This is a genomic window from Streptomyces sp. NPDC018029, from assembly GCF_044327655.1.
Taxonomy (GTDB): Bacteria; Actinomycetota; Actinomycetes; order Streptomycetales; family Streptomycetaceae; genus Streptomyces.
Genome location: NZ_JBIRFV010000019.1, coordinates 89,859 through 113,774, shown reverse-complemented (window position 1 = coordinate 113,774; position 23,916 = coordinate 89,859). Strand labels below are relative to the sequence as shown.

At 71.4% G+C, this 23,916-nt stretch carries 23 protein-coding genes and 1 rRNA gene; 18 read left to right on the top strand and 6 right to left on the bottom strand.

Features of this window, described 5'->3' with window-relative positions; genetic code table 11:
• From rrf to ACH4D5_RS38405, 9 genes are all read left to right on the top strand, one after another.
• Positions 1-93, top strand: a 5S ribosomal RNA gene (gene rrf, locus ACH4D5_RS38445); the annotation flags it as partial.
• A gap of 95 nt (positions 94-188) precedes the next feature.
• A complete protein-coding gene (locus ACH4D5_RS38440) occupies positions 189-833 on the top strand; it encodes an HAD family hydrolase (protein ID WP_398312767.1) in 645 nt (214 codons plus the stop codon).
• Positions 834-910: 77 nt separating this feature from the next.
• Positions 911-2,128 (top strand): MFS transporter, encoded by a 1,218-nt coding sequence (locus ACH4D5_RS38435; RefSeq protein ID WP_398312764.1) that lies wholly within the window; start codon positions 911-913, stop codon positions 2,126-2,128.
• Positions 2,079-3,254: an acetoin utilization protein AcuC gene (locus tag ACH4D5_RS38430; protein ID WP_398312761.1), complete on the top strand. Its 1,176-nt coding sequence runs from the start codon at positions 2,079-2,081 to the stop codon at positions 3,252-3,254. Before ACH4D5_RS38435 ends, ACH4D5_RS38430 begins: the two co-directional genes overlap by 50 nt.
• Before the next feature lie 162 nt (positions 3,255-3,416).
• Entirely contained in the window at positions 3,417-4,232 is an 816-nt protein-coding gene (locus tag ACH4D5_RS38425) for a phosphatase (RefSeq protein WP_398312775.1), read from the top strand.
• Between the two features lie 132 nt (positions 4,233-4,364).
• Positions 4,365-4,574, top strand: coding sequence for a helix-turn-helix domain-containing protein (locus ACH4D5_RS38420; RefSeq protein WP_362996452.1), 210 nt, complete (start codon positions 4,365-4,367; stop codon positions 4,572-4,574).
• A gap of 146 nt (positions 4,575-4,720) precedes the next feature.
• Entirely contained in the window at positions 4,721-4,819 is a 99-nt protein-coding gene (locus tag ACH4D5_RS38415) for a 30S ribosomal protein bS22 (RefSeq protein ID WP_003948845.1), read from the top strand.
• 183 nt (positions 4,820-5,002) lie between these two features.
• Positions 5,003-6,055: an NAD-dependent epimerase/dehydratase family protein gene (locus ACH4D5_RS38410; RefSeq protein ID WP_398312758.1), complete on the top strand. Its 1,053-nt coding sequence runs from the start codon at positions 5,003-5,005 to the stop codon at positions 6,053-6,055.
• 14 nt (positions 6,056-6,069) lie between these two features.
• Complete coding sequence (locus tag ACH4D5_RS38405) at positions 6,070-7,143, top strand: lysophospholipid acyltransferase family protein (RefSeq protein ID WP_398312756.1); 1,074 nt, start codon at positions 6,070-6,072, stop codon at positions 7,141-7,143.
• A 63-nt stretch (positions 7,144-7,206) separates the two neighbouring features.
• Here ACH4D5_RS38405 and ACH4D5_RS38400 read toward each other — a convergent pair whose 3' ends face one another.
• The 3 genes from ACH4D5_RS38400 to ACH4D5_RS38390 all read right to left on the bottom strand — a co-directional run bounded on the left by ACH4D5_RS38400 (position 7,207) and on the right by ACH4D5_RS38390 (position 10,756).
• Positions 7,207-8,472, bottom strand: a complete 1,266-nt coding sequence (locus ACH4D5_RS38400; RefSeq protein ID WP_398312753.1) for a DUF5667 domain-containing protein — start codon at positions 8,470-8,472, stop codon at positions 7,207-7,209.
• 238 nt (positions 8,473-8,710) lie between these two features.
• The gene (locus ACH4D5_RS38395; RefSeq protein WP_398312750.1) at positions 8,711-9,502 is read right to left on the bottom strand and encodes an ECF subfamily RNA polymerase sigma factor, BldN family; all 792 of its coding nucleotides are present in this window, start codon (positions 9,500-9,502) and stop codon (positions 8,711-8,713) included.
• A 300-nt stretch (positions 9,503-9,802) separates the two neighbouring features.
• Positions 9,803-10,756 (bottom strand): HAD family hydrolase, encoded by a 954-nt coding sequence (locus ACH4D5_RS38390; RefSeq protein ID WP_398312748.1) that lies wholly within the window; start codon positions 10,754-10,756, stop codon positions 9,803-9,805.
• A gap of 136 nt (positions 10,757-10,892) precedes the next feature.
• On the opposite strand from ACH4D5_RS38390, the gene ACH4D5_RS38385 reads away from it, so the two are divergent.
• The 7 genes from ACH4D5_RS38385 (at position 10,893) to ACH4D5_RS38355 (ending at position 18,752) form a co-directional block, all read left to right on the top strand.
• Positions 10,893-11,183, top strand: a complete 291-nt coding sequence (locus tag ACH4D5_RS38385; RefSeq protein ID WP_398312745.1) for a glutaredoxin family protein — start codon at positions 10,893-10,895, stop codon at positions 11,181-11,183.
• A 314-nt stretch (positions 11,184-11,497) separates the two neighbouring features.
• Positions 11,498-12,253 carry a redox-sensing transcriptional repressor Rex gene (locus tag ACH4D5_RS38380; RefSeq protein ID WP_398312742.1) on the top strand — a complete coding sequence of 252 codons (756 nt, stop codon included), beginning with the start codon at positions 11,498-11,500 and terminating at the stop codon, positions 12,251-12,253.
• On the top strand, positions 12,250-13,959 hold the full coding sequence (locus ACH4D5_RS38375) for a glutamyl-tRNA reductase (RefSeq protein WP_398312739.1): 1,710 nt from the start codon (positions 12,250-12,252) through the stop codon (positions 13,957-13,959). The genes ACH4D5_RS38380 and ACH4D5_RS38375 overlap by 4 nt, the downstream gene beginning before the upstream one ends.
• The gene (hemC, locus tag ACH4D5_RS38370; protein WP_398312736.1) at positions 13,956-14,915 is read left to right on the top strand and encodes a hydroxymethylbilane synthase; all 960 of its coding nucleotides are present in this window, start codon (positions 13,956-13,958) and stop codon (positions 14,913-14,915) included. Before ACH4D5_RS38375 ends, hemC begins: the two co-directional genes overlap by 4 nt.
• Positions 14,912-16,567, top strand: coding sequence for a uroporphyrinogen-III synthase (locus ACH4D5_RS38365; RefSeq protein WP_398312733.1), 1,656 nt, complete (start codon positions 14,912-14,914; stop codon positions 16,565-16,567). The genes hemC and ACH4D5_RS38365 overlap by 4 nt, the downstream gene beginning before the upstream one ends.
• 123 nt (positions 16,568-16,690) lie before the next feature.
• The gene (hemB, locus tag ACH4D5_RS38360; protein ID WP_398312730.1) at positions 16,691-17,680 is read left to right on the top strand and encodes a porphobilinogen synthase; all 990 of its coding nucleotides are present in this window, start codon (positions 16,691-16,693) and stop codon (positions 17,678-17,680) included.
• Between the two features lie 91 nt (positions 17,681-17,771).
• Complete coding sequence (locus ACH4D5_RS38355) at positions 17,772-18,752, top strand: zinc-binding dehydrogenase (RefSeq protein WP_398312727.1); 981 nt, start codon at positions 17,772-17,774, stop codon at positions 18,750-18,752.
• Between the two features lie 24 nt (positions 18,753-18,776).
• Here ACH4D5_RS38355 and ACH4D5_RS38350 read toward each other — a convergent pair whose 3' ends face one another.
• The 3 genes from ACH4D5_RS38350 to ACH4D5_RS38340 form a co-directional block, all read right to left on the bottom strand.
• Positions 18,777-19,676, bottom strand: coding sequence for an NAD(P)-dependent oxidoreductase (locus ACH4D5_RS38350; RefSeq protein ID WP_398312725.1), 900 nt, complete (start codon positions 19,674-19,676; stop codon positions 18,777-18,779).
• A gap of 145 nt (positions 19,677-19,821) precedes the next feature.
• Positions 19,822-20,295 carry a carboxymuconolactone decarboxylase family protein gene (locus tag ACH4D5_RS38345; protein ID WP_398312722.1) on the bottom strand — a complete coding sequence of 158 codons (474 nt, stop codon included), beginning with the start codon at positions 20,293-20,295 and terminating at the stop codon, positions 19,822-19,824.
• A gap of 120 nt (positions 20,296-20,415) precedes the next feature.
• The gene (locus tag ACH4D5_RS38340; protein WP_398312719.1) at positions 20,416-21,063 is read right to left on the bottom strand and encodes a DUF4232 domain-containing protein; all 648 of its coding nucleotides are present in this window, start codon (positions 21,061-21,063) and stop codon (positions 20,416-20,418) included.
• 181 nt (positions 21,064-21,244) lie between these two features.
• Between ACH4D5_RS38340 and ACH4D5_RS38335 the strand changes: the two genes are divergently transcribed.
• Both ACH4D5_RS38335 and ACH4D5_RS38330 read left to right on the top strand, forming a co-directional pair.
• Positions 21,245-22,546 (top strand): helix-turn-helix domain-containing protein, encoded by a 1,302-nt coding sequence (locus tag ACH4D5_RS38335; RefSeq protein ID WP_398312716.1) that lies wholly within the window; start codon positions 21,245-21,247, stop codon positions 22,544-22,546.
• 111 nt (positions 22,547-22,657) lie between these two features.
• Positions 22,658-23,884, top strand: a complete 1,227-nt coding sequence (locus tag ACH4D5_RS38330; protein WP_398312713.1) for a PLP-dependent aminotransferase family protein — start codon at positions 22,658-22,660, stop codon at positions 23,882-23,884.
• The last annotated feature ends 32 nt before the right edge of the window (positions 23,885-23,916 follow it).

Here is a 23,916-nt window from a genome sequence, read left to right as displayed (position 1 = left end):
ACGCCCGGTTACATTCCGAACCCGGAAGCTAAGCCTCATAGCGCCGATGGTACTGCAGGGGGGACCCTGTGGGAGAGTAGGACGCCGCCGAACTATTTTTGAATGGGAAACCCCCGCACCTTATGGTGCGGGGGTTTTCTGCGTTCTGGGGCTCTTGCGAAGGGGCTCTTGCGAATTAGGGTCGGGATATGCGATACGAACTGGTCATCTTCGACAACGACGGTGTCCTCGTGGACAGCGAGCCCCTCTCCAACACCATCCTCGCCGGCTATCTGACCGAGCTCGGGCACCCCACCTCCTACGAAGACTCCCTGCGGGACTACATGGGCGCCGCCGTCCACCGCGTACACGATCTGATCTTCGAGCGGAGTGGGCAGCGGCTTCCCGAGGACTTCGACGACGTTTTCCACGGGCGGGTCTTCGCCGCTTTCGAGCGGGAGTTGCAGCCGGTCCAGGGGGCCGTGGAAGTGCTGGAGAAGCTGACCGCCGACGGGGTGGCGTACTGCCTGGCCTCGTCCGGGAGTCATGAGCGGATTCGAGTCGGGCACCGGAAGGCCGGACTCGACAAGTGGTTCGACCAGGGGCGGGTCTTCAGCTCGCAGGACGTGGGGCGGGGAAAGCCGGCGCCCGATCTTTTCCTGTATGCCGCCGAACGCATGGGCGTGGCGCCCGAGAAGTGCGTCGTCGTGGAGGACAGCCCGCTGGGCGTGCAGGCCGCGGTCGCCGCCGGAATGGATGTCTTCGGGTTCACCGCCATGACGCCGGCCGAGCGGCTGGCGGGCGCCACCAAACTCTTCGGGGACATGCGCGAGTTGGTGGACCTGCTCGCATGACGACAGTGACGACGTGCCGAGATTGGGCGGGTGATCCATCTACCCACTGGTAGACCTGGGGCCTACGCTCTGCAGCCATGACCGAAGTGCTGCGGCGCGGCAGGGCCTCGCTGGCGTTCGCCTTCCTGGTGCAGGGAGTCACATTCGCCCTGCTCGTGACGCGGATTCCGGCGATCCAGGACCGCTACGGGATATCGGACGGGCTGCTGCCCGTCTTCCTCGCGGCGGTGCCGATCCTGGCCGGAATCGGGAGCCTCGGCACCGAGCGGCTGGTGCGGAAGGTGCCGCCGAGCACGGTGCTGAGATGGTCGCAGCCCGCGGTGCTGCTGGCGCTGCTCGGGGTCGGCGCGGGTGACGCGATGTGGCACGTGGCCGTGGCGCTCGGGGCGTTCGGGCTTGCCGTGGGGGCGCTCGACGCGTCCATGAACATGCTCGGGGTGAGCCTCCAACGGGCGTACGGGCGCAGCATCATGCTCGGGTTCCATGCCGCGTACAGCCTGGGCGGGATCGTGGGGGCGTCGGCCGCCTGGGCCGGGGCGCACTGGGACCTTTCGCTCTTCGTCTCCTACCTGCCGGCCGTGGCGGTGCTGCTGCCGGCGGCACTGGTCGGGAGCCGGTGGTACGTCGACGCGGCGCCGGTGCAGGGGGCGGCGGTACCGGCGGAGGGGGCGGGCGGAGGTGTCGGCTTCAAGTTGCTGCTTCCGCTCTGCCTTGTGATGACGTTCGCGTACATCGGTGACTCGACGGTCTCCAACTGGAGCGCCAAGTACCTCCAGGACGTGCTGGGGAGCTCGGAGGAGATCTCGACGGTTCCGTACAACGTCTACATGGTCATGACACTGGTGGGGCGCGGGCTCGGGGATCTGGGCGTGCGGCGGCTCGGGGCCGTGGCGGTGGTGCGGGGCGGGTCGGTGATGGCCGCGCTGGGGTTCGCGGTGGTGGCGGCGGCGCCCGGGGCGTGGGTGGGGATCGCCGGGTTCACCGTGCTCGGGCTGGGGCTGTGCGTGATCGTTCCGCAGACGTTCGCCGCGGCGGGGAGATTGTTCCCGGGGGCTTCGGATGCGGCCGTGGCACGACTGAATGTCTTCAACTATGTGGGATTTTTGATCGGTTCGCCGCTGGTGGGCGGGCTCGGGGATGTCTGGAACTACCGGGGCGCCATGGTCGTTCCTCTGGTGTTGGTGCTCCTGACCTTGCTGTACGCCCGTTCCTTCGCCCCGGGACCGGACCGGTACGGTGACGGGCATGAGTGGCCGCGCGCAGCTGATGTGGGACGAGGCAGTAACGGGCTATGACTTCGGCCCGGGTCACCCGATGGACCCGGTCAGGCTCGGGCTGACCCGAAGTCTGGTCGACGCCTTCGGGCTCGACCAGGAGCTGGAGGTCGTCGCGGCCAAGCGCGCCGGAGACTCGACGCTGCGGCTCGTGCACCGCGGGGACTACGTGGACGCGGTCAAGGCCGCTTCCGCCGATCCCGCGTCCGCCCACGGGGAGTACGGGCTCGGCACTGAGGACGACCCGGCCTTCGCCGGGATGCACGACGTGTCGGCGCTGATCGCCGGGCAGTCCGTGGGCGCGGCCGAAGCGGTGTGGCGCGGCGACGCGCTGCACGCGGTGAACTTCACGGGCGGGCTGCACCACGCGATGCCCGGGTCCGCCTCCGGCTTCTGCATCTACAACGACGCGGCGCTGGCCATCGCCCGGCTGCTCGAACTGGGCGCCGAGCGCGTCGCGTACGTGGATGTGGACGTGCATCACGGCGACGGGGTCCAGGCCGCCTTCTGGGATGACCCGCGGGTCCTCACGATCTCGCTGCACGAGCATCCGCGGACGCTGTTCCCGCAGACCGGGTGGCCCGAGGAGACCGGCGCGGACGGCCCGGCGGAGGGCACCGCGGCGAACGTGGCGCTGCCGGCCGGGACCGGTGACGCCGGGTGGGTGCGGGCCTTTCACGCCGTGGTGCCCGAGCTGCTCGCCGAGTTCCGGCCGCAGGTGCTCGTGACGCAGCACGGGGCCGACACGCACTTCGAGGACCCCCTGGCGCACCTCGCGGTGTCGCTGGACGCTCAGCGGGCCGTGCAGGTCGCCTGTCACGACCTGGCCCACGAGCACGCCGACGGGCGGTGGGTCGCTCTCGGGGGCGGGGGGTACGCCGTGGTGGATGTGGTGCCGCGCTCCTGGACCCATCTCGTGGCCATCGCGGCGGGGCGGCCCGTCGAGCCCACGGCGGAGACTCCAGAGGCGTGGCGGCACGAAGTGTTCGCGCGGACGCGGCAGTTGGCGCCCGGGCGGATGACGGACGGCCGGTGGCCGGTGGACTGGAAGGGCTGGGAGTCGGGGTACGACCCCGCCGACCGGCTCGACCAGGCTGTGCTCGCCGCGCGGAGGGCGGTGTTTCCCTTGCGGGGACTGCTGGCGTAGGAGTTGTCGGCGTAGAGGCAGAGGGCTGTCGGCGTAGAGGCAGGAGGCTGTCGGCACAGAGGATGTGCGGTGAGGCCGCCGGATTATGCCCGCGTTAGCCCAACTGTGGGGGCTTTCCGGGGTTTTGCGGCACCATGGGCGCCGGTGCGCCAGCATCGGACCGTGTTGAGCACCGGAGCGCTGCGTGCGCATCTGTTGGCGGCTCGGTTGGCCGGGCCCGTGGCCACGTCGCGGGAGCAGAGCCTGCGGAGTTATCGGCTGTTCGCGGCGCGGGACCCACGGATACTGCTGGGGCTCGACCCCGAGTGGAGCTGGGGCTCCGGCGACCTGCTGCGCCTGATGTCCGACAAGTGCGGAGTGTCCGCCGACCCGGGGTGCACCACGGGCGCCGATGTCATCGATCCCGAGCGGACGCTGACGGCGCTCGACGCCTTTGCGGAACGGCTCGCGGCGGCGGCGCGGCGGCGGCTCCCGGTGCTTCTCGGGACCGGTCATCCGCACCGACTGCTCGGGTTCTACGCCGCGTTGGCGGACGCTTTGTCGGCGGCGGGATGTCCCGTCCTCACCCCCGCGCAGGGCAGCAGTGTCGACATAACGACCCGGTTCGGCCTACGCACGTACAACCTTGACTACGTACAAGGAGTCGCGCTGGTGCGCGAACCCGGCGCGCGTCCCACCGGGAGTGACACCGGCGCACACACCCACTCACCCCTCCCGATTCGTGCCGCTCTGGACGCCGCTGCGGAGGCCGGCGGACCGCTTCCCGAGTTGGTCATCGGGGACCACGGATGGGTCTGCGGAGCAGGTCAGCTGGGGTTTGAGGCGATCGGTCTGGCGGATACGGACGATCCCGCGCTGTTCGTCGGAGAGGCCGAGGGGCAGGTGTCCGTCGTCGTTCCGCTTGATGACGCTGTGCGGTCTGATTACTACCGACCGCTTACTCGCTATGTACTCAATCGAGCGTGTCTGTCACAGTAGGCGGCCGATCGCGGCTCCTCTTCCCCACTCGCATCATCCGCCCCTAGTCTGGGGAGTGAGCGCGCAGAGACGAAGAGTCACCGGAAGGGGAAGCCGGTGCCCGTCATGTGCGGAAGGTTCAGGTGGGGTGTCATGGCTGCAGAGCAGAGGCCGCTGAACGAGGTCGCGTTCCTGACCGTGGCGGAAGTCGCCGCGGTGATGCGAGTGTCCAAGATGACCGTGTACCGCTTGGTGCACAGCGGTCATCTGCCCGCCATCCGGGTCGGGAGGTCCTTCCGGGTCCCGGAGCAGGCGGTTCACGAGTACCTCCGCGAGTCTTATGTGGGGGTTGAGGCTGGTTGAGTCACGGGTCCCCGGGCCCGTGGCGCAGGGTTCATGGCTCCTCGATTACGTCCCTCACGCGGGGACAGGTAGGCTAGGCCGACGTAGGTCGTGTGGGCCCAGTCTGCTGCCCCGCACCGAGTGAAGAGAAGTGAGCGAGGGTAGTCGTGGGCTCTGTTATCAAGAAGCGGCGTAAGCGGATGGCCAAGAAGAAGCACCGCAAGCTGCTGAAGCGCACTCGCGTTCAGCGTCGCAACAAGAAGTAAGCGACAGCTGCACAGCGTGTCCGAAGCCCTCCCGTCATCCGACGGGAGGGCTTCGGTGTTTTCGGCCGTCTCTGGGTGCGCGGTCGTCACAGCGCGACGTCCACCCGCTAGCGTGGTCCGCAACGCCGACGGTGGTGCGGCGACGGTGGTGGGGCGAGGGTCGGGGAAAGGCAGGCGCTGATCTTGGGCAAGGTCGTGCTCGTGACCGGAGTGGCCCGGCAGCTGGGCGGACGGTTCGTCCGGCGGGTCCAGCGCGATCCCGAAGTCGACCGGGTGATCGCCGTCGACGTCGTCCCGCCCGAGCACCATCTCGGCGGTGCGGACTTCGTCCAGGCCGACATCCGGCAGCCCACGATCGCCAGGGTCCTCGCGGAGCACAGCGTCGACACGGTCGTCCACATGGACGTCAGCGCCACCGCCCTCGACGGCAGGGGCGGCCGCGGCTCGGTCAAGGAAACCAACGTCATCGGCACGATGCAGCTGCTCGGCGCCTGCCAGAAGTCGCCGACGGTGAAGCGGCTCGTGGTGAAGTCGAGCACCAGCGTGTACGGCTCGGCGCCCAGGGACCCCGCGGTCTTCACGGAGACCACACCGCCCAAGTCGCTGCCGAGCGGCGGCTTCGCCAAGGACATCGTCGAGGTCGAGGGCTATGTGCGCGGGTTCGCGCGGCGCCGCCCCGACGTCGCCGTGTGCGTGCTGCGCTTCGCGAACATCCTGGGGCCCGCCGCGGACTCCCCGCTCGCCGAGTACTTCTCGCTGCCGGTCCTGCCGACCGTGTTCGGCTACGACCCGCGCCTGCAGTTCGTCCACGAGGACGACGCGGTCGAGGTGCTGCGGCTCGCCTCGCACGAGCCGCAGCGCGGCACGCTCAACAGCGGCACCTTCAACATCGCCGGCGACGGCCAGCTGCTCCTGTCGCAGTGCTCGCGGCGGCTCGGCCGCCCCACCGTGCCCCTCTTCCTGCCGGCCGTCACCTGGGTCGGTTCGGCGCTGCGCACGGTCGGCATGACGGACTTCTCGCCCGAGCAGATCAGACTGCTCACCCACGGCAGGGTCGTGGCCACCCGGCAGATGCGCGAGACACTGGGGTTCCGGCCGAAGTACACGACCGCGGAGGCCTTCGCGGACTTCGTGCGCAGCCGGGGCCCGGGACTGCTGCCGCCAGGTGCCCTCGCGGGGGCAGTCGACCGGATCGCCGCGCTGCCCCTCGCGGGTGGCCACCAGAGCGCCAACTGAGGAGAGCGTCAACCATGGCGGACGCCAAGGTCATTCCGTTCGACGACGACCGGTCGCGCGGGAGTGCGCAGCGCACCTCGCGACGGAGGTCCGCGCCCCGGCGCAAGGGTGATCCCGTGGCCGGGGTCAAGGCGCTGCCCGGGCAGCAGGACGGGCCCCCGCAGGGCGGCCCCCAACAGGGCGGGGACCCGCGGGTGACGCCCCCGGAGCCTTCAGGGCGGGAGCAGGGGCCCGAGCCGCGGAGCGGCGGCGGGTGGGACCGGCGCGTCGCGGGCGGCCTGGCCTTCCTGCGGCGGCGGCTCACGGGGGAGTACGAGGTCGACGACTTCGGTTACGACGAGGAGCTCACCGACCAGGTCCTGATGTCGCTGCTCCGCCCGTTCTACGAGAAGTACTTCCGGGTGGAGGTGAAGGGCATCGAGAACATCCCCGCCGACGGCGGGGCGCTGATCGTCGCCAACCACTCCGGAACGCTGCCGCTTGACGGCCTGATGATGCAGGTCGCGGTGCACGACAACCACCCGCACGGCCGGCATCTGCGGCTCCTCGCCGCCGACCTCGTCTTCATGCTCCCGGTGATCAACGAACTGGCCCGCAAGGCCGGGCACACGCTGGCCTGCGCGGAGGACGCGGAGCGGCTCCTCGAGCGGGGCGAGCTGGTCGGTGTGATGCCGGAGGGCTTCAAGGGCATCGGAAAGCCGTTCAGCGAGCGGTACAAGCTGCAGCGGTTCGGCCGCGGCGGCTTCGTGTCGACGGCCCTGCGGACGGGCTCGCCGATCGTGCCCTGCTCGATCGTCGGGGCGGAGGAGATCTACCCCATGATCGGCAACGCGAAGACGCTGGCGCGGGTGCTGGGCATCCCCTACTTCCCGATCACGCCGACGTTTCCGTGGTTGGGGCCGTTGGGGGCGGTGCCGCTGCCGACGAAGTGGACGATCCAGTTCGGGGAGCCGATTCCGACGGACGGGTATCCGCCGGAGGCGGCGGAGGATCCGATGCTGATGTTCAACCTGACGGACCAGGTGCGCGAGCAGATCCAGCATTCGCTGTACAAGTTGCTGGTGCAGCGGCGGTCGGTGTTCTTCTAGGCCGTACGCAATCGGGGGCGCCCTCCTGTGTGGAGGGCGCCCCCGACCGCGTACTGGTGGGTGCTACTTCGTGTCCTCGCCCTTGATGCCCAGCTCCGGGAGCTGGAGACCCGGCAGGAGCGGTGGCAGCGTCACGTCCGGTTTGGGGGGCGTGGTGTGCTGGCCGGGCTTGCTCTTGCCGTCCGAGGGGGCCGGGCTCGTCTTCTTGTCGTCCGGCGGGTCGAGGAGGCCGCCGGTGGTGCCGCCGAGGATGCCCTCGTCCTCGCGGTCCGACGTGGAGGGCCTGGGCTTGCTGTCGCTGCCCGCACCGCCGCCGTGCGAGCTGCCGCTGCCCGAGGGGCGGGTGGGGCGCCCGTCGGAGCTGTCGGAGCCGCTGGGGCTCTGGGACGTCCGGCCGGTGCTGCCGCCCTTTTCCGGGGGGCGGGGCAGCAGGGACCGCAGCGGTTCGACCTCTTCGTCCATGGCGTCGAAGACGGAGTTCACCTGCTCGCCCACGTCGCCCAGCTGGACGGGGAGGCGGCCCTGGAGGTCGCTCCACGCCTCGCGGTGCGACCGGGAGAACGCGGACAGCGCCTGGATGGCGCCCAGGGAGCCGTCGCGCTCGTACGCCTCGAGGAGGAGGCGGTGGCCTTCCGTGGCGTCGTGCCGCATGCCGGAGAGGGCTCGCCTGACCTCGCCGAGCGACTCGTGGTCGAGGGCGCCTGAGCGGCCCCGCTCCATGAGCCTGCGGGCCTCGCTCAGCCGCGTGGAGGCCTGGTCGAGGTAGATCCGGCCGCGGTCGCTGTCGTCGTCGGCCAGGCCCCGCTTGAAGTCCTCCATGCCGCGCTTGAGGCCGTACAGCGAGTCGCCCGGGAGGGCGTCGGAGCTGGCGGCGGCGACACCGCCGAACGCGCCCGCGGCGACGCCGACGGTGAGGCCGCCGGCCGCGATCCCCTTGGACAGGCGGGAGCGCGGACGCAGTTTCTGCAGGGCGCCCGCCCGGTGGGCACCCTTGCGGGACCGCTGCTGTGGCACCGACGGGGTGCCGCCCTCCAGGAGCATGGCTTCCATCGCGGCCACGAGCTGGGCGCGCTGGACGACCTTGACCTCGGGGTCGAGGGCGGGTTTGGGCAGTGCGTCGAGGCCGTCCGCCAGGGCCAGTAGGTGGCCCTGCTCGGTCGGCTCGGCGCGGGCCGCGGTGGTTTCGGTGGACTCCACGGGTGCGGCCGCGGGCGCGGGCGTGAGTGCGGAGTCCTCGGACTGCTCGGCTGCCGGGCCCTGGTCGGAACGCTCCTCCAGGGCCTGGGCGAAGGCGTTCGCCCGCCGGTGGGCCGATACGTTCGCGATCACTGGCGGCACCTCCTCTCGTCATGACGGTCGACTCCCCAGGGGGTCCTGAGGGTTGCATGTCCTGACCATTTCCACACGATCGAGTGAGCGGAGCCAGCCAGGTAGCGACCACAGGGAGCCTGCATCCCGCACAACGAGCGTCGCGGCACTTGGGTTACGGACGGCGGATGATCGGACCGCGACAATTCCGTGGCGACCATCTGGCCGCCACGGAGGGGGAGTTGGGCATGGCGGGCCGCTAGCGGGCGTCGTCGGGCAGCAGGCGGGCGAGGGTGCGCACCGCGCGGTACTGAAGGGTTTTGATCGCGCCTTCGTTCTTGCCCATGACCCGCGCGGTCTCGGCGACGGAGAGGCCCTGGAGGAAGCGCAGGGTCACGCATTCCTGCTGCTGGGGGTTGAGGCGGCGGACGGCTTCGAGGAGGGCGGCGTTCGAGAGGGACTCCAGGACGGAGTCCTCGGGGCTGCGCTCGACTTCGTTGGCGTCGAGCATTTCGCCGGTGGTCACTTCGAGGCGGAAACGGCTCGATTTGAAGTGGTCGGCGACGAGATTGCGGGCGATCGTGACCAGCCAGGCGCCGAAGTCACGGCCCTGCCAGGTGAAGGTGCCGATGCGGCGGAGGGCGCGCAGAAAGGTCTCACTGGTGAGGTCCTCGGCGGTCGCCTTGCCGCCGACGCGGTAGTAGATGTAGCGGTAGACCGTGTCGCTGTACTGGTCGTAGAGGCGGCCGAAGGCGTCGGACTCGCCGGCCTGGGCGCGCTCGACGAGCTCCATCATGCGGGCGCTGTCGCTGTCCGCGGCGGGACGGCGGGGGGTGGGTGCGGAGGTGGCGGCAGCGGCGGAACGGCCCCGTCTGCCGACTGCCGCACCGCCGTTCGCCAGGGCATAGCACGGCCCGGCGGGTGCGGGGACGGCGAGGGCGGGGACGGCGGGGACGGCGTACGCGGTGGGGACGAAGCCGCGCAAGCGGTCGATGACCGTTGCGCGCAGCGTAGCCAGGCCCGAGGTGTCAACCCCGACGTGTGGGTACACGGGACTCCCAGAGGCAGAGCTTCCATCACGTGCAGTGCGGGACCGTTCACCCGTCGTAGCGACGTGTGGGGTCCCTTATGCGTCTGAGGAGAATAACGCTTCGTACAGGCAGCACTACACCCAGTTGCTCAAATCATCGATTACGTCGCTTCTGTAACCGATTGACGCCCGTTCAAGTGCCGGAGAGTGAGCACTTGTTGATCGAATGAGTTCACATTCCGTGTCGGCCTGAGGCGTGTTGTGGCCGAGTGCTACCGGCGCGACTGGCGGGAGACACCCTGGGGTAGGACCGACGGATGCTCAGTGGCGGCGGCGGTGCAGGGCCACGGCCGCGGCCGCGCCGCCCGCGAGCGCGCCGACGCCGGCGGCGGCCGGGATGCCGACCTTCGCGGCCTTGCGGCCGGTGCGGTAGTCGCGCAGCCGCCAGTCCCTGGCGCGGGCGTGCTTGCGCAGTTTGGCGTCGGGATTGATCGCGTACGGATGCCCGACGAGCGAGAGCATCGGGATGTCGTTGTGCGAGTCGCTGTACGCGGCGCAGCGGCCCAGGTCGAGGCCCTCGGCGGCGGCCAGGGCGCGGACCGCCTCGGCCTTCGCGGGGCCGTGCAGGGGTTCGCCGACGAGCTTGCCGGTGTAGACGCCGTCGATGGACTCGGCGACGGTGCCGAGGGCGCCGGTCAGGCCGAGGCGGCGGGCGATGACCGTGGCGATCTCCACCGGGGCGGCGGTGACCAGCCAGACCTTCTGGCCCGCGTCGAGGTGGGCCTGGGCGAGGGCGCGGGTGCCCGGCCAGATCCGCTCGGCCATGTACTCGTCGTAGATCTCCTCGCCGATGGACATCAGCTCGGCGACGCGGTGGCCCTTGACGATGGAGAGGGCGCTGTCGCGGGCGTCCTGCATGTGCTCGGGGTCCTCGACGCCGGCGAGCCTGAACCACGCCTGCTGCCAGGCGAACCGGAACAGTTCCTGGCGTTCGAAGAACTTCCGCTTGTAGAGGCCGCGGCCGAAGTGGAAGATCGCGGCGCCCTGCATCACGGTGTTGTCGAGGTCGAAGAAGGCGGCGGCCTTGTCGTCGCCGACGACGGGGAACTCCGGCTCCCGCGGGGCTTCGTCGGGCGCGGTCCGCGCGGCGAGGGCGTCGAGCTCCTCCAGTTCCTGCGAGGACTTGCGCGCTGCCTCGGCCGAGGCCTCGCCTGCCAACACGCTCCGCGCCGTGGCGGAGCGCCTACGGGGGGTGAGCCATCCGAGAGCGGCCATGTCGTGAGCATAGCCAGTCTGTTCGGTGGTCCCGGAGTCGGGAGGATTCGGGCCTGTGAACTCTCCGCGACCGAGCCGTTAATCGGAGCGCGCCGGGGATGTCCTCCGGCGCGGCACGCCGGGCGAGAATGGGGCCATGAGCCCGATTTTTCGCCGTAGTGGCGGTCGTACGGAGAAGAAGAAGCCGCAGGAGCGGTTGGTCACCCTGATCGGGAAGCCGGGTTGTCATCTGTGCGATGACGCACAGGCGGTGATCGAGAAGGTCTGCGGGGAGCTCGGCACGCCCTGGGAGAAGAAGGACATCACGCGGGACGAGGAGCTGCACCGGGCCTACTGGGAGCAGATTCCGGTGGTGCTCGTGGACGGGGAGCAGCACACCTTCTGGCGGGTGGACGAGGGCCGGCTGCGGCGCGAGCTCGCCGGGTAGGCCGGAAAGGTCTTTCACCTACTGACCGACCAGTCCAAAGTTCCCGCGAAGTCGATTACGCTTTGGGGCGGTTTTGGTCTCGGGGGCGATGATCGTGAGGAGAGTGTGCGGTTTTGCCCCCATCAAATGAGCAACGACGCTCCGTGCGCGCCGGTTCCACGATCGCGCGCCGGGGGCGCGTGACCCCGGTCACGTTGGCCGGGCAAATCGGACACCATCTTTGTGCACGCGTTCACAAAGACATAGCCTGCATTCGACGGGGCGGTCTGGGGACGAGTGACCGCCTGCAGCCCCGCTCTACCCGCAGGAGCACCGTGGCAACTGGCCGAACTCACCGACCGGCGACCCGCAGCCGAGGGATTCCCGAGGCCACCGTCGCCAGGCTTCCGCTGTACCTCCGAGCCCTCACCGCACTGTCGGAGCGCTCGGTGCCCACGGTCTCCTCCGAGGAGCTCGCGGCCGCCGCGGGGGTCAACTCCGCGAAGCTGCGCAAGGACTTCTCGTACCTCGGGTCCTACGGGACGCGCGGCGTCGGCTACGACGTCGAGTATCTCGTGTACCAGATCTCCCGTGAACTCGGGCTGACCCAGGACTGGCCGGTTGTCATCGTCGGCATCGGTAACCTCGGCGCCGCCCTCGCCAACTACGGCGGGTTCGCCTCCCGCGGTTTCCGCGTGGCGGCCCTGATCGACGCCGACCCGGCCATGGCGGGCACGCCCGTGGCGGGCATGCCGGTGCAGCACACCGACGAGCTCGAGAAGATCATCGAGGAGAACGGCGTCTCGATCGGCGTCATCTCGACCCCGGCCGGCGCCGCCCAGCAGGTCTGCGAGCGGCTCGTCGCCGCCGGTGTGACCTCCATCCTGAACTTCGCGCCGACCGTCCTGTCCGTGCCGGACGGTGTCGACGTACGCAAGGTCGATCTCTCCATCGAGCTGCAGATCCTCGCCTTCCACGAGCAGCGCAAGGCCGGGGAGGACGCGGCGCCCGAGGGCCCCGTCCCGCCCGTCTCGGCCAAGCAGCAGCGGAAGGGACCCGACGGGGACGTCCCCGCCGTGATGCCGGCATGAGTCTCCTGGTCGTGGGGCTGAGTCACCGCAGCGCCCCCGTGAGCGTCCTCGAGCGTGCCGCGCTGTCCGCGGACGCGCAGGCCAAGCTTTTGCAGGACACCCTGGCCGCCGAGCCCGCCGCCGAGGCGGCCGTGCTCGCCACCTGCAACCGCATCGAGCTCTACGCCGACGTGGACAAGTTCCACGCGGGCGTCGCCGAGCTGTCCACGCTGCTCGCGCAGCACAGCGGCGTCGGCCTGGAGGAGCTCACCCCCTATCTGTACGTCCACTACGAGGACCGCGCCGTCCACCACCTCTTCTCGGTGGCGTGCGGCCTTGACTCGATGGTCGTCGGCGAGGGGCAGATCCTCGGGCAGATCAAGGACGCCCTGGCGCGCTCGCAGGAGCTGCACACCGCGGGCAAGCTCCTCAACGATCTCTTCCAGCAGGCCCTCCGGGTCGGCAAGCGCGCGCACTCCGAGACCGGCATCGACCGGGCCGGGCAGTCCCTCGTGACCTTCGGCCTCGAACAGCTCGCGGCGCGCGAGCCGGTCGACGCCTGGGCGGCGGGCAAGCGGGCCGTGGTCATCGGCGCGGGCTCCATGTCCTCGCTGGCCGCGGCGACGCTCGCGCGCGCCGGTGTGGCGGAGATCGTGGTCGCCAACCGCACGCTGGAGCGCGCGGAGCGGCTCGCGGAGATCCTCGGCGAGTCGGGCGACCACGGGGTGCGCGCCCGCGCCGTCCCCATGGACGCCGTGGCGGACGAACTGACACGTGCCGACGTGGCCGTCTCCTGCACGGGAGCGACCGGTCTGGTGCTGACCGCGGAAGCCGTCACCGCCGCCGTCGAGGGGCGCGTGCCCCCGGCCGACGGCCCGCTCGACGAGGCGCCCGCGCAGGCCGGAAACGGTTCGCCGGGCTCCGGTGCCCGGACGGCCACCGTGGCCGACGAGGGCTGCCCGGTCGACCTGTCCGCGCCGCGCGGCTTCTCCGTCGCCGGCGAGGAGGCCGTCGCCGGGATGGACGCGGCGTCTCTGGAACAGCACGCGGCCTGGGTGGACAACGCCCCGGCCGAGCGCCGCGAGGAGCAGGCCGCCGACCCGCGGGCCGAGGCTGACGCGATCGCCGCCCTGGTGGCCGCCGCGCGCGTCACGGGCCGGCTCCCGGAGCGGCGCCTGCGCGCGTCGTCGGCCGGTGCGGCCCGCCCGGCCGTGCTCGCCCTCCTCGACCTCGCCATGCCCCGCGACATCGACGCCGCCGCGCACCGCGTGCCCGGCGTGCGGCTCGTGGACATCGAGTCGCTGGCCGAGGCCTCCGCCGACGCGCCCATGGCCAACGACGTCGAGCAGGTCCGCGGCATCGTCTCCGACGAGGTCGCCGCTTTCGGCGCCGCCCAGCGGGCCGCGCACATCACGCCGACCGTGGTCGCCCTGCGCACCATGGCCGCCGACGTGGTGGCGGGCGAGATGGCCCGGCTCGAAGGACGCCTGCCGGGTCTCGAGGACAAGCAACGCGCGGAGATCACCCAGACCGTGCGCCGCGTCGTCGACAAGCTGCTGCACGCGCCGACGGTGCGGGTCAAGCAGCTGGCGAGCGAGCCCGGCGGCGCCGGGTACGCGGACGCGCTGCGCACGCTCTTCGACCTCGACCCGCAGACGGTCGCGGCGGTCAGCAGGGCTGACCACCTGAACAACGAGAACGACGACCCGAATAGAGGCCGGGCATGACCGAGAGGGCCCTCAGACTCGGGACCAGGCGCAGCAGGCTGGCCATGGCCCAGTCCGGCCAAGTGGCCGAGGCAGTCAAGGAGCTGACGGGGCGCCCCGTCGAGCTGGTGGAGATCACGACGTACGGCGACACCTCGCGCGAGCACCTCGCGCAGATCGGTGGCACCGGCGTCTTCGTGGCGGCGCTGCGCGAGGCGCTGGCCCGCGACGAGGTCGACTTCGCCGTGCACTCGCTCAAGGACCTGCCCACCGCGCAGCCCGCCGAGCTCACCCTCGCCGCGGTGCCGGTGCGCGAGGACCCGCGCGACGCGCTGGTGGCGCGCGACGGGCTGACCTTCGCGGAGCTCCCCGACGGAGCCCGCGTGGGCACCGGTTCGCCGCGCCGCATGGCGCAGCTGAACGCCTACGCGCGCAGCCACGGCATGACCATCGAGACCGTGCCGATCCGGGGGAACGTCGACACCCGCATCGGATACGTCCACAAGGGGGAGCTCGACGCCGTCGTGCTCGCCGCCGCCGGACTCAACCGCGTCGGCAGGTCCGACGAGGTGACCGAGCTCCTGTCGGTGGACACCGTTCTGCCCGCCCCCGGCCAGGGGGCACTGGCGATCGAGTGTGCCGCGCACAACGCGTCACTCGCCGCCGCGCTCGCCGAGCTCGACGACCCGTACACCCGGGCCGCCGTGACTGCCGAGCGGTCCCTGCTCGCCGCCCTGGAAGCCGGCTGCAGCGCACCCGTGGGTGCGTTGGCCGACTTGCTGGCCGACGGGCAGATTGTCAAGGAAATGCGCCTGCGCGGCGTCGTCGGTACGACCGACGGCTCGACGCTGGTGCAGCTGTCCACCACCGGTCCCGTGCCCGAGACGGAGACCCGAGCCATGGCGCTGGGCCGCGAACTCGCGGTCGAGATGCTTGCCAAGGGCGCGGCCGGTCTGATGGGGGAGCGAGCACTTTGAGCCCCACCTCGAACCTTCCAGGCCTTCCCGCACACGGGCACGTCACCTTCCTCGGTGCCGGACCCGGAGATCCGGGACTGCTGACCCTGCGCGCCGTCGAGGCGCTGGCCCGAGCGGATGTGCTGATCGCCGAGCCTGATGTGCTCGACGTCGTCCGCGTGCATGCCAGGGGAGGTGTGGACACACCCCAGCCGACAGCTGACGACACGTCAATGACCGCCGACGCGACGCCGTTCCGAGCTGCCGCCAATCTTGTCATGGAGGCGGCGCGGGGCGGCAGGCGGGTCGTGCGTGCGGTGAGCGGCGACCCGGGCCTCGACACGTACGCGGCGGACGAGATGCTCGCCTGCGCCGCCGAGGGCATCCCCTTCGAGGTGGTGCCGGGCATCGCGGCGGCGGTCGGTGTGCCCGCGTACGCGGGTGTGCCGCTGCGGGACGCGCAGGGCACGGACGTCCGCTTCGTCGACGCCCGTACCGCGTCCGACCGCTGCTGGAGCGAGGTCGGCGCGTCCGACGGGACGGTCGTCGTCTCGGTGGCGCTCGACTCCGTGGCCGCGGCGGCCGGTGAGCTGGTGGCCGCGGGCCGCAAGCCGGACACCCCGATGACCGTCACCGTCGCCGGTACGACGACGCGCCAGCGCACCTGGACCGCGACGCTCGGCACGGTGGCGCAGGTCCTCAAGCAGGCGAAGGTGCTGCCCTCGCCGGACGGCGGCCGGACCGTCATAGCCGTGGTCGGCGAGTCCTGCGCCGCCGCCCAGCGCGATCAGCTGTCGTGGTTCGAGTCGAAGCCGCTCTTCGGGTGGCGCGTGCTCGTGCCGCGTACGAAGGAGCAGGCGGCCTCGCTCTCCGACCAGCTGCGGTCGTACGGCGCCGTGCCGCACGAGGTCCCGACCATCGCGGTCGAGCCGCCGCGCACGCCCCAGCAGATGGAGCGCGCGGTCAAGGGCCTGGTCACCGGCCGGTACGAGTGGATCGCCTTCACGTCCGTCAACGCCGTCAAGGCGGTGCGGGAGAAGTTCGAGGAGTACGGGCTCGACGCGCGTGCCTTCGCCGGGATCAAGGTCGCGGCCGTCGGCGAGCAGACCGCCGCCGCGCTGATCGCCTTCGGCGTGAAGCCGGACCTGGTGCCGAGCGGTGAGCAGTCGGCCGCGGGGCTCCTGGAGGACTGGCCGCCGTACGACCCGGTCTTCGACCCGATCGACCGGGTGTTCCTGCCGCGGGCCGACATCGCCACGGAGACGCTCGTCGCCGGGCTCATCGACCTCGGGTGGGAGGTCGACGACGTCACCGCCTACCGGACGGTGCGGGCGTCGCCGCCGCCGGCGGAGACCCGTGAGGCGATCAAGGGCGGTGGCTTCGACGCGGTGCTCTTCACCTCGTCGTCCACGGTGCGCAATCTCGTCGGGATCGCCGGGAAGCCGCACAACGTCACGGTGATCGCCTGCATCGGGCCCGCCACCGCGAAGACCGCGGAGGAGCATGGGCTGCGGGTGGATGTGATGGCTCCGGAGCCGTCCGTGCACAAGCTGGCCGAGGCCTTGGCGGAGTTCGGTACGCGGCGGCGGGTGGCCGCTCTTGAAGCGGGGGATCCTGTTACTCGGCCCAGTGAGCGTCGGCCGGGGTCCCGTCGGCGCCGTACCGCCCCGTAGGTACCTTTGGGTGGGCGCCTCCCCTTTTGGTGCTCTGCACCGGGGGCTGTGCCCACCCGTGCCGCCCTGCGGCACGCCTGCCCACAGCAGGTAAATGCCCAGCGGTTCGAGGTGAGGGTTGCAGTGACTAAGTACGGATCGTTTCCCGGGGCGCGGCCGCGGCGGTTGCGGACCACTCCTGCCATGCGGCGCATGGTCGCCGAGACGCGGTTGCATCCGGCCGATCTGATCCTGCCCGCGTTCGTGCGCGAGGGGATCAGCGAGCCGGTGGAGATCGGCGCCATGCCCGGCGTCGTGCAGCACACCCGCGACACCCTGAAGAAGGCGGCCGTCGAGGCGCTGGAGGCCGGGGTCGCCGGGATCATGCTGTTCGGTGTGCCGGAGGAGTCGAAGAAGGACGGCCTGGGAACGCCGGGCACGGACCCGGACGGCATCCTTCAGGTGGCGCTCCGCGACGTGCGTGCCGAGGTCGGCGACGACCTCATCGTCATGTCGGACCTGTGCCTCGACGAGACCACCGACCACGGGCACTGCGGTGTCCTCGACGCCGAGGGCCGTGTCGACAACGACGCGACCCTGGAGCGGTACGCGGAGATGGCGCAGGTGCAGGCCGACGCGGGCGCCCATGTGGTGGGCCCGAGCGGCATGATGGACGGTCAGGTCGGCGTCGTGCGTGACGCGTTGGACCAGGTCGGGCACGAGGACGTCGCCATCCTCGCGTACACCGCGAAGTACTCCTCGGCCTTCTACGGCCCCTTCCGCGAGGCCGTCGGCTCGTCGCTCAAGGGCGACCGCAAGACCTACCAGCAGGACCCCGCCAACACCCGGGAGTCCCTGCGGGAGCTGGCGCTCGACCTGGAGGAGGGCGCCGACATGGTGATGGTGAAGCCCGCGGGCCCCTACCTCGACATCCTCGCCCGGGTCTCCGACGCGGTGGAGGTGCCGGTGGCCGCGTACCAGATCAGTGGTGAGTACGCGATGATCGAGGCCGCCGCCGAGCGGGGCTGGATCGACCGGGACAGGGCGATCATGGAGTCCCTGACGGGGATCAAGCGCGCGGGCGCGAACATGATCCTGACGTACTGGGCGACCGAGGTCGCGCGGCAGCTCTGAGCCGCGGGCCGGCGGCCCTTGACCTCAACCTTGGTTGAGGTCGGAGGGTGGTGTGCATCGACGTTCGTTTCCACGTTCCGAGGAGCACACCATGCGCGCTGTCGTCCTGCACGAGTTCGGTCCCGCCGAGAACCTGCGGTACGAGACCCTGCCCGACCCCGTCGCGGGGCCCGGGCAGGTGCGGATCGCCGTACGGGCGGCGGGAGTCCACTTCGTCGAGACCGTCATGCGCCGGGGCGAGGCGTCCGACATGGCGCCGCCGCTGCCCGAGCTGCCCGCCGTCTTCGGCGGCGAGGTCGCGGGGACGGTGGAGGCCGTGGGCCCCGACGTCGACAAGACATGGCTCGGGCGGCCCGTGGTGGTCTCGCGCTCGGCACCCGGCGGGTACGCCGAGCTGGCGGTCGCCGACGTGGCGAAGCTGCACGCCGTCCCGGACGGGCTCGGCTTCGAGGACGCGGTGGCCATGGTGGTGACGGGGGCCACCACCATGGGGCTTCTGGGTGCGGCTCAACTTCGTGCGGACGACGTGGTGTTGGTGACGTCCGCCGCCGGTGGCGTGGGGCGGCTCGTGGTCCAGTACGCGCACGCCCTCGGGGCGACGGTGATCGGTGCGGCCGGTGGCCCCGCCAAGGTCGAGGCCGTACGCGCGCTCGGCGCCGACATCGCCGTCGACTACAACGAGCCCGGCTGGCAGCGCGAGGTCGCCGAGCGGCTCGGCGGCGGGCGGCGCGTCACCGCCGTACTCGACGGGGTGAGCGGTGAAAAGGGCGCTGCCGCCTTCGAGTTGATCGCCGACGGAGGGCGGTACGTCGTCATCGGCTGGTCGTCGCAGGAGGCCTTCGAGCCGGGCCCCGAGGTGCTCGCGGAGCGGCGGATCACCTTCACCAACGCGCTGCTCCAGCTGCTCGGGAGCCCCGAGGACGGTCCCGCGTACGAGCGGGAGGCCCTGGAGGCGGCCGCCAAGGGGGAGTTGGCGCCCGCCGTCCAGGCGTTCCCGCTGGAGCGGGCGGCCGAGGCGCACGCCGCCCTCGAGCGCCGGGAGACCACGGGGAAGGTGGTGCTCGTCCCGTGACCCCGCCGCCCGGTGCCCCGCACGTCAGTCCTTCGTGAGCAGCAGCGGCATGCGCGAGAACCCGTCGGCTCCATAGCCCTGCTCGACGGCGCGGTCCAAGAGGTCCTGGAACGGCTCGAACAGGTCGGTGCGCAGGCCCTGTTCGGCGAACGCGGTGGTGAAGTTGGGGAACGCCTCGCGGTTCATGGCGAGGTTCGAGACGTCCGTCAGGTGCTGGTCGGTGTCGAGCGCCTCGGCGCCCGTGGGGACGAGCCCCTGCGTCATCGCGATGATCCAGTCGGTGAGCAGCGGCGCCAGCTCACGGGCCGGGATGCCCTCGCTGCGGATCATCGCGAAGGCCTGGGCGACACCCATCGCCATGCCGTACATGCCGGTGAGCAGCGACAGGTCGTACAGCGCCGCGAGGCCGGGGTCCTTGCCGACCCACTTGGTGTCGGCGAGGGCGGCGAGCGTCGGGCGGTGCGTCTCGAAGGCCGCCTCGTCGGTGCCGCTGTAGAAGATGTACGCGCCGGGGGTGGCGATCATCTGCGGGACGGCCATGATGCCGCCGTCGATGTACGTGATGCCGTGCGCCGCCGCCCAGTCCGCCAACTCCCGTGCCTGGCCCGGGGTTCCGTTGGTGAGGTTCACGACGGTGCGGCCGGCGAGCGCGTCGGCCTCGGGCGCCAGCAGGGTGCGTACGTTGTCGTTGGTCGTGAGGCAGACGATGACGAGGTCGGCGGCGGTGATGGCGTCCCGCGCGGTGTCGGCGGGGGTGGCGCCCTGGGCCGCGAGGGGCCCGGTCTTGGACTTCGTGCGGTTCCACACGGTCGTCGGGTGCCCGGCCTTGACCAGGGCGGTGGCGAGGGCGGTGCCCATCAGGCCGAGGCCGAGGACGCTGACGGGGGACGTGCCGGCCTGCTTGCTGCTGCCGTTGCTGGGCACGGGGGAGCTCCTTCGAGGGCGTTGCGTCGGGTACGCGTTCGATCCTCGTCCCGCCCCCACCACCGGACAAGTACCGACTTTTTTGTGCGGTACTCACCAAAAGGTGTGTGAGCAGGTCGGAGCCCCCCCCGGGGCCGGGTGGTGGTCAGCCGAACTGGCCGGGCTGGTAGTCGCCGGCGGGCTGCTGGACGATGACGTTCAGCCGGTTGAAGGTGTTCATGAGCGAGATCAGCGTCACCAGGCCGACGAGCTGCTCCTCGTCGTAGTGCTTCGCGGCGTTGGCCCACACCTCGTCCGGGACACCGCCCGCCCCGTCGGCGATGCGGGTGCCCTCCTCCGTCAGCTCCAGGGCGGCACGCTCGGCCTCGGTGAACACCGTGGCCTCGCGCCACGCCCCGACCAGGTGGAGACGCGTCGACGTCTCACCGGCGGCGATCGCTTCCTTGGTGTGCATGTCGAGGCAGAACCCGCAACCGTTGATCTGGCTCGCGCGGATCCGCACCAGCTCCTGCGTCGCGGCCGGCAGCCCCGTCTCCGAGACGGCCTTGTTGACCGCGGTCAGGTGCTTGATGGCCTTTCCCGCGGCCGGGCTGGCGAAGACGTTCAAACGGGGTTCCATGATGTGCTCCTGTGCCGTTGTTGGTGCCAGGTCCTACACCTCTACGACGGACGGGCACGGCCGGGATGTGACAGGAACGGTTGTGACCTGGATCTCTCTTCGCCGGGCGGTCGTCCGAGGTCACCGGTCCAGGGCGTCCTGCCGCGACGGCTGCCAGTAGGTGACCGTGGCGGAGCTGTCCACGTACACACCCCCCGCGGGGAGCTCCAGAACCGCCTCGGGGCCGATGCTGCCGTCCATCGCCCGGTCGGCGAAGTGGACGCCGAGGCGGTGGGCGGTGCGGCCGTCCGTGCCGCCGCCGTCCGCCGCCGCCGGGACGACGCCCGCGTACGCCGACCGGCCAGGGCGCAGGGTGACGACCGCCTGCGGCACGGAGTCGTGGTCGACGGCGGTCGTGGATCGGGTGTCGTCGAAGCGGAGGTAGGGGGCGTTGTAGGCGTGGCAGGGCACGTCGCCGATGTTCGTGGCGGTGATCAGGAGGTGGTTCGCGGGGCGGGTGACCTCGGTGACTTGCACCTCGGTGTTGGCGCCGGTGCAGGCGACCGGCTGCCGCGCCCGGTCCCCGGTGCGCCGGTTGGTGGTGGGCCCGGGAACCGTGCTGTGCTTGGTCGTCGTCTGTGCCACGAGCGTCGCCGCGCCTTCGTCCCGGGTGCCTGTGCCGTCCGAACAGGCCGTCAGGGACAGCCCGCCGAGGGCGATCCCGGTGGCCGCGAGGGTACGGACGGCGAGGGTGGTACGGGAACGGGAGCGGGGGCCGGTGCGGAACATGGCTGATCCTCTGTCTGGAGTGCCGGAAGCGGCGTGCTTGTATGGGCCACAGCTTGTGCCGTGGTTCGGCCGAGGCGCTACGGGGGCCCGGGAGTTGGGGACGCTGGAACGTTCGTACCGACTCTGGCCAGGGGGTATGACCTCCCCCTGGAACGTCTGAATGGAATGGTGGAGGGCGGAGATGGCGTCTCTCGCGGAGTTGCTGCGGGAGCTCAAGGAGCGGTCCGGGCTCAGCTATGGAGTGCTGGCGCGACGGCTTCACATGAGTACGTCGACGTTGCACCGGTACTGCAACGGGGATGCCGTGCCAACGGAGTTCGCCCCCGTGGAGCGGCTCGCCCGGCTCTGCAAAGCGACCCCCGAAGAGCTCGTCGAGGTCCACCGGCGGTGGATCCTCGCGGACGCGACGCGGGGCAGGAAGGCGGAGCCCGTCGCCCCGAGCGCCCCGGAGCCCGCGCCGGCCCCACCCCCACAGGAGCAGGCGGACCCGGAGTCGGAGTCGGAGTCGGACCCGGACCAGGTCGTGGTCCTCTCCAAGCAGCCCCCGTCACGGAGGCGGCGGACCGTCGTCCTCGCGGCCGCCGTCGCCGCGGTCGTCGGGCTCGGCTCCGTCGCCCTCGCCATGAGCGGCGGGGGAGACGGCGACGGGAACCGGCACAAGGCGCAGGCCGCTTCCTCCCCGGAACCCGGTGACCCCGCGGACACCGCGCCCGGCAAGGCCAGGGCCGAGGGCAAGGACGACGGCAAGGACAAGAAGGACGACGCCGAGAACAAGAAGGGCGCCCCCTCGGCCTCGCCGTCCGGAAAGGGGAGCCCGCCTCCCGACGCCTCCCACCCCGGCCGCAAGGGGCCCACGTCCGGCGGCGCGCAGAGCGACCCCGGCGTGCCGGTGACGGCTCGAACCAGGCCGTACGCCTTCGACGACCCCTGCCTCCAGGACTTCCTGGTGAACCGCAAGGCCGACGAGGTGCCGCAGCAGCCCGCGGTGCAGGACGCGGCCGGCTGGGTCGGTGACCTCGGCGCCGTCCCCGCGGGCCGGCAGCTCATCGAGGTCACCGTCCAGGGCATGGGCAAGGACACCGTCGTCCTCCAGGACATGAACGTCCGGGTGCAGAGCACCAGCGCGCCGCTGGCCTGGAACAACTTCCAGATGGCGACCGGCTGCGGCGGCAACGTGGACCCCAAGTCCTTCTCCATCGACCTCGACGACGGCTCGCCGCGCCTCAAACCCCAGTCGGGCCAGCGCGACTTCCCGTACAAGGTCAGTGAGAACGACCCCGAGGTCTTCTTCATCATGGCCGACACCGATCTGCACGACGTGCGGTGGTACCTGGAGCTGCAGTGGTCGAGCGGCAAGCGGCACGGCTCGCTGCGCATCGACGACCAGGCCAAGCCGTTCCGCACCAGCGGCAAGAAGGGGCGCCCCACCTACGGCTGGCCGCCCGGCGGCTCCAAGTGGACGAGGCAGCTGCAGGACGGCTGAGCCGCCTCCTCGTCGGCGTCCGCATCCCGGAATGGCGTGTGTAGCCCGCACCTACGTGCTTAGGGTGCGGGCTACACACGCCACAGCCGCCACAGCCGAGGAGCCGCCGCCGTGACCGTCACCGAGCCCGCCCGTACCGCAGCCGCCCCCACGCCGCCGCTCGCCGCGCGCGCCGCAGCGGTCGGGGGCTCGCCCGTACGGGACATCCTCGCGGTCACCGCGCGGCCCGAAGTCATCAACTTCGCGGGCGGGTTGCCCGCCCCCGGCCTCTTCGACGCCGACGGCATCGCGGCCGCCTTCCGCGCGGTCCTCGAGGAGACCCCGGCGCGGGCGCTGCAGTACTCGACGACCGAGGGCGAGCCCACGCTGCGTACCGCCGTCGCCGCGCGGGCGGCCGTCCGCGGCCTGCCGACCGACGCCGACGACGTGCTCGTCACCACCGGATCCCAGCAGGCGCTCTCGCTCCTCGCGACCGCGCTGATCGAGCCCGGCGACACCGTCCTCGTCGAGAACCCCTGCTACCTGGCGGCACTCCAGGCCTTCGCCTTCGCGGGCGCGCGGGTGCTGCCCGTGCCCTGCGACGAGTCCGGCATCGACCCGGCCGCCCTCGACGAACTCGTCGCCCTGCACCGCCCCAAGCTGCTCTACACCGTCCCCACCTTCCAGAACCCGACCGGCCGCACCCTGCCCGCCGACCGCCGCGCGGCCATCGCCGAGATCGCCGGGCGGCGCGGGCTCTGGATCGTCGAGGACGACCCGTACGGCGAACTGCGCTTCGAGGGCGAGCGGGCGCCGTGGATCGCCACGTACCCGGGCGCCGGTGACCGGACCGTCCTCCTCGGCAGCTTCTCCAAGGTCATGGCGCCCGGCCTGCGGCTCGGCTGGCTGCGCGCGCCCGCCGCGCTGCTGCGCGCCTGCGCCGTCGCCAAGCAGGCCGCGGACCTGCACACGCCCACCGTCAACCAGCTCGCCGCGGCGCGCTACCTGGCCGACCGGGACCTGGACGCGCACGTCGCCCGCGTCGCGGACGTCTACCGCGACCGCCGGGACGCGATGCTCGCCGGCCTCGCCGACGCGCTGCCGGAGGGCTCCCGGTGGATCCGGCCGGAGGGCGGCATGTTCGTGTGGGCGAAGCTGCCCGACGGTTACGACACGACGGAACTGCTGCGGACGGTCGTCACGCACGACGTGGCGTACGTGCCGGGGGCGCCGTTCTTCGCCGGGGAACCGGACCGGTCGACCCTGCGCATGTGCTTCGTGACGCAGACCGAGGAGGAGATCGCGGAGGGGCTTCGGCGGCTCGGCCGGGGTATCGGCCGGGGGCTCGGTGAAAAATGAGCTAACTCGCGGGAGCGCAGGGGCAGTTGTCG

Bases quoted from the DNA above. Each gene is read 5' to 3' on its own strand.
- ACH4D5_RS38375 (WP_398312739.1), top strand. From the start codon at position 12,250: ATGAGTCTCCTGGTCGTGGGGCTGAGTCACCGCAGCGCCCCCGTGAGC.
- ACH4D5_RS38340 (WP_398312719.1), bottom strand. From the start codon at position 21,063: ATGTTCCGCACCGGCCCCCGCTCCCGTTCCCGTACCACCCTCGCCGTC.
- ACH4D5_RS38390 (WP_398312748.1), bottom strand. From the start codon at position 10,756: ATGGCCGCTCTCGGATGGCTCACCCCCCGTAGGCGCTCCGCCACGGCG.
- ACH4D5_RS38385 (WP_398312745.1), top strand. From the start codon at position 10,893: ATGAGCCCGATTTTTCGCCGTAGTGGCGGTCGTACGGAGAAGAAGAAG.
- ACH4D5_RS38405 (WP_398312756.1), top strand. From the start codon at position 6,070: ATGGCGGACGCCAAGGTCATTCCGTTCGACGACGACCGGTCGCGCGGG.
- ACH4D5_RS38345 (WP_398312722.1), bottom strand. From the start codon at position 20,295: ATGGAACCCCGTTTGAACGTCTTCGCCAGCCCGGCCGCGGGAAAGGCC.
- hemC (WP_398312736.1), top strand. From the start codon at position 13,956: ATGACCGAGAGGGCCCTCAGACTCGGGACCAGGCGCAGCAGGCTGGCC.
- ACH4D5_RS38440 (WP_398312767.1), top strand. From the start codon at position 189: ATGCGATACGAACTGGTCATCTTCGACAACGACGGTGTCCTCGTGGAC.
- ACH4D5_RS38420 (WP_362996452.1), top strand. From the start codon at position 4,365: ATGGCTGCAGAGCAGAGGCCGCTGAACGAGGTCGCGTTCCTGACCGTG.
- ACH4D5_RS38355 (WP_398312727.1), top strand. From the start codon at position 17,772: ATGCGCGCTGTCGTCCTGCACGAGTTCGGTCCCGCCGAGAACCTGCGG.
- ACH4D5_RS38430 (WP_398312761.1), top strand. From the start codon at position 2,079: ATGAGTGGCCGCGCGCAGCTGATGTGGGACGAGGCAGTAACGGGCTAT.
- ACH4D5_RS38335 (WP_398312716.1), top strand. From the start codon at position 21,245: ATGGCGTCTCTCGCGGAGTTGCTGCGGGAGCTCAAGGAGCGGTCCGGG.
- ACH4D5_RS38435 (WP_398312764.1), top strand. From the start codon at position 911: ATGACCGAAGTGCTGCGGCGCGGCAGGGCCTCGCTGGCGTTCGCCTTC.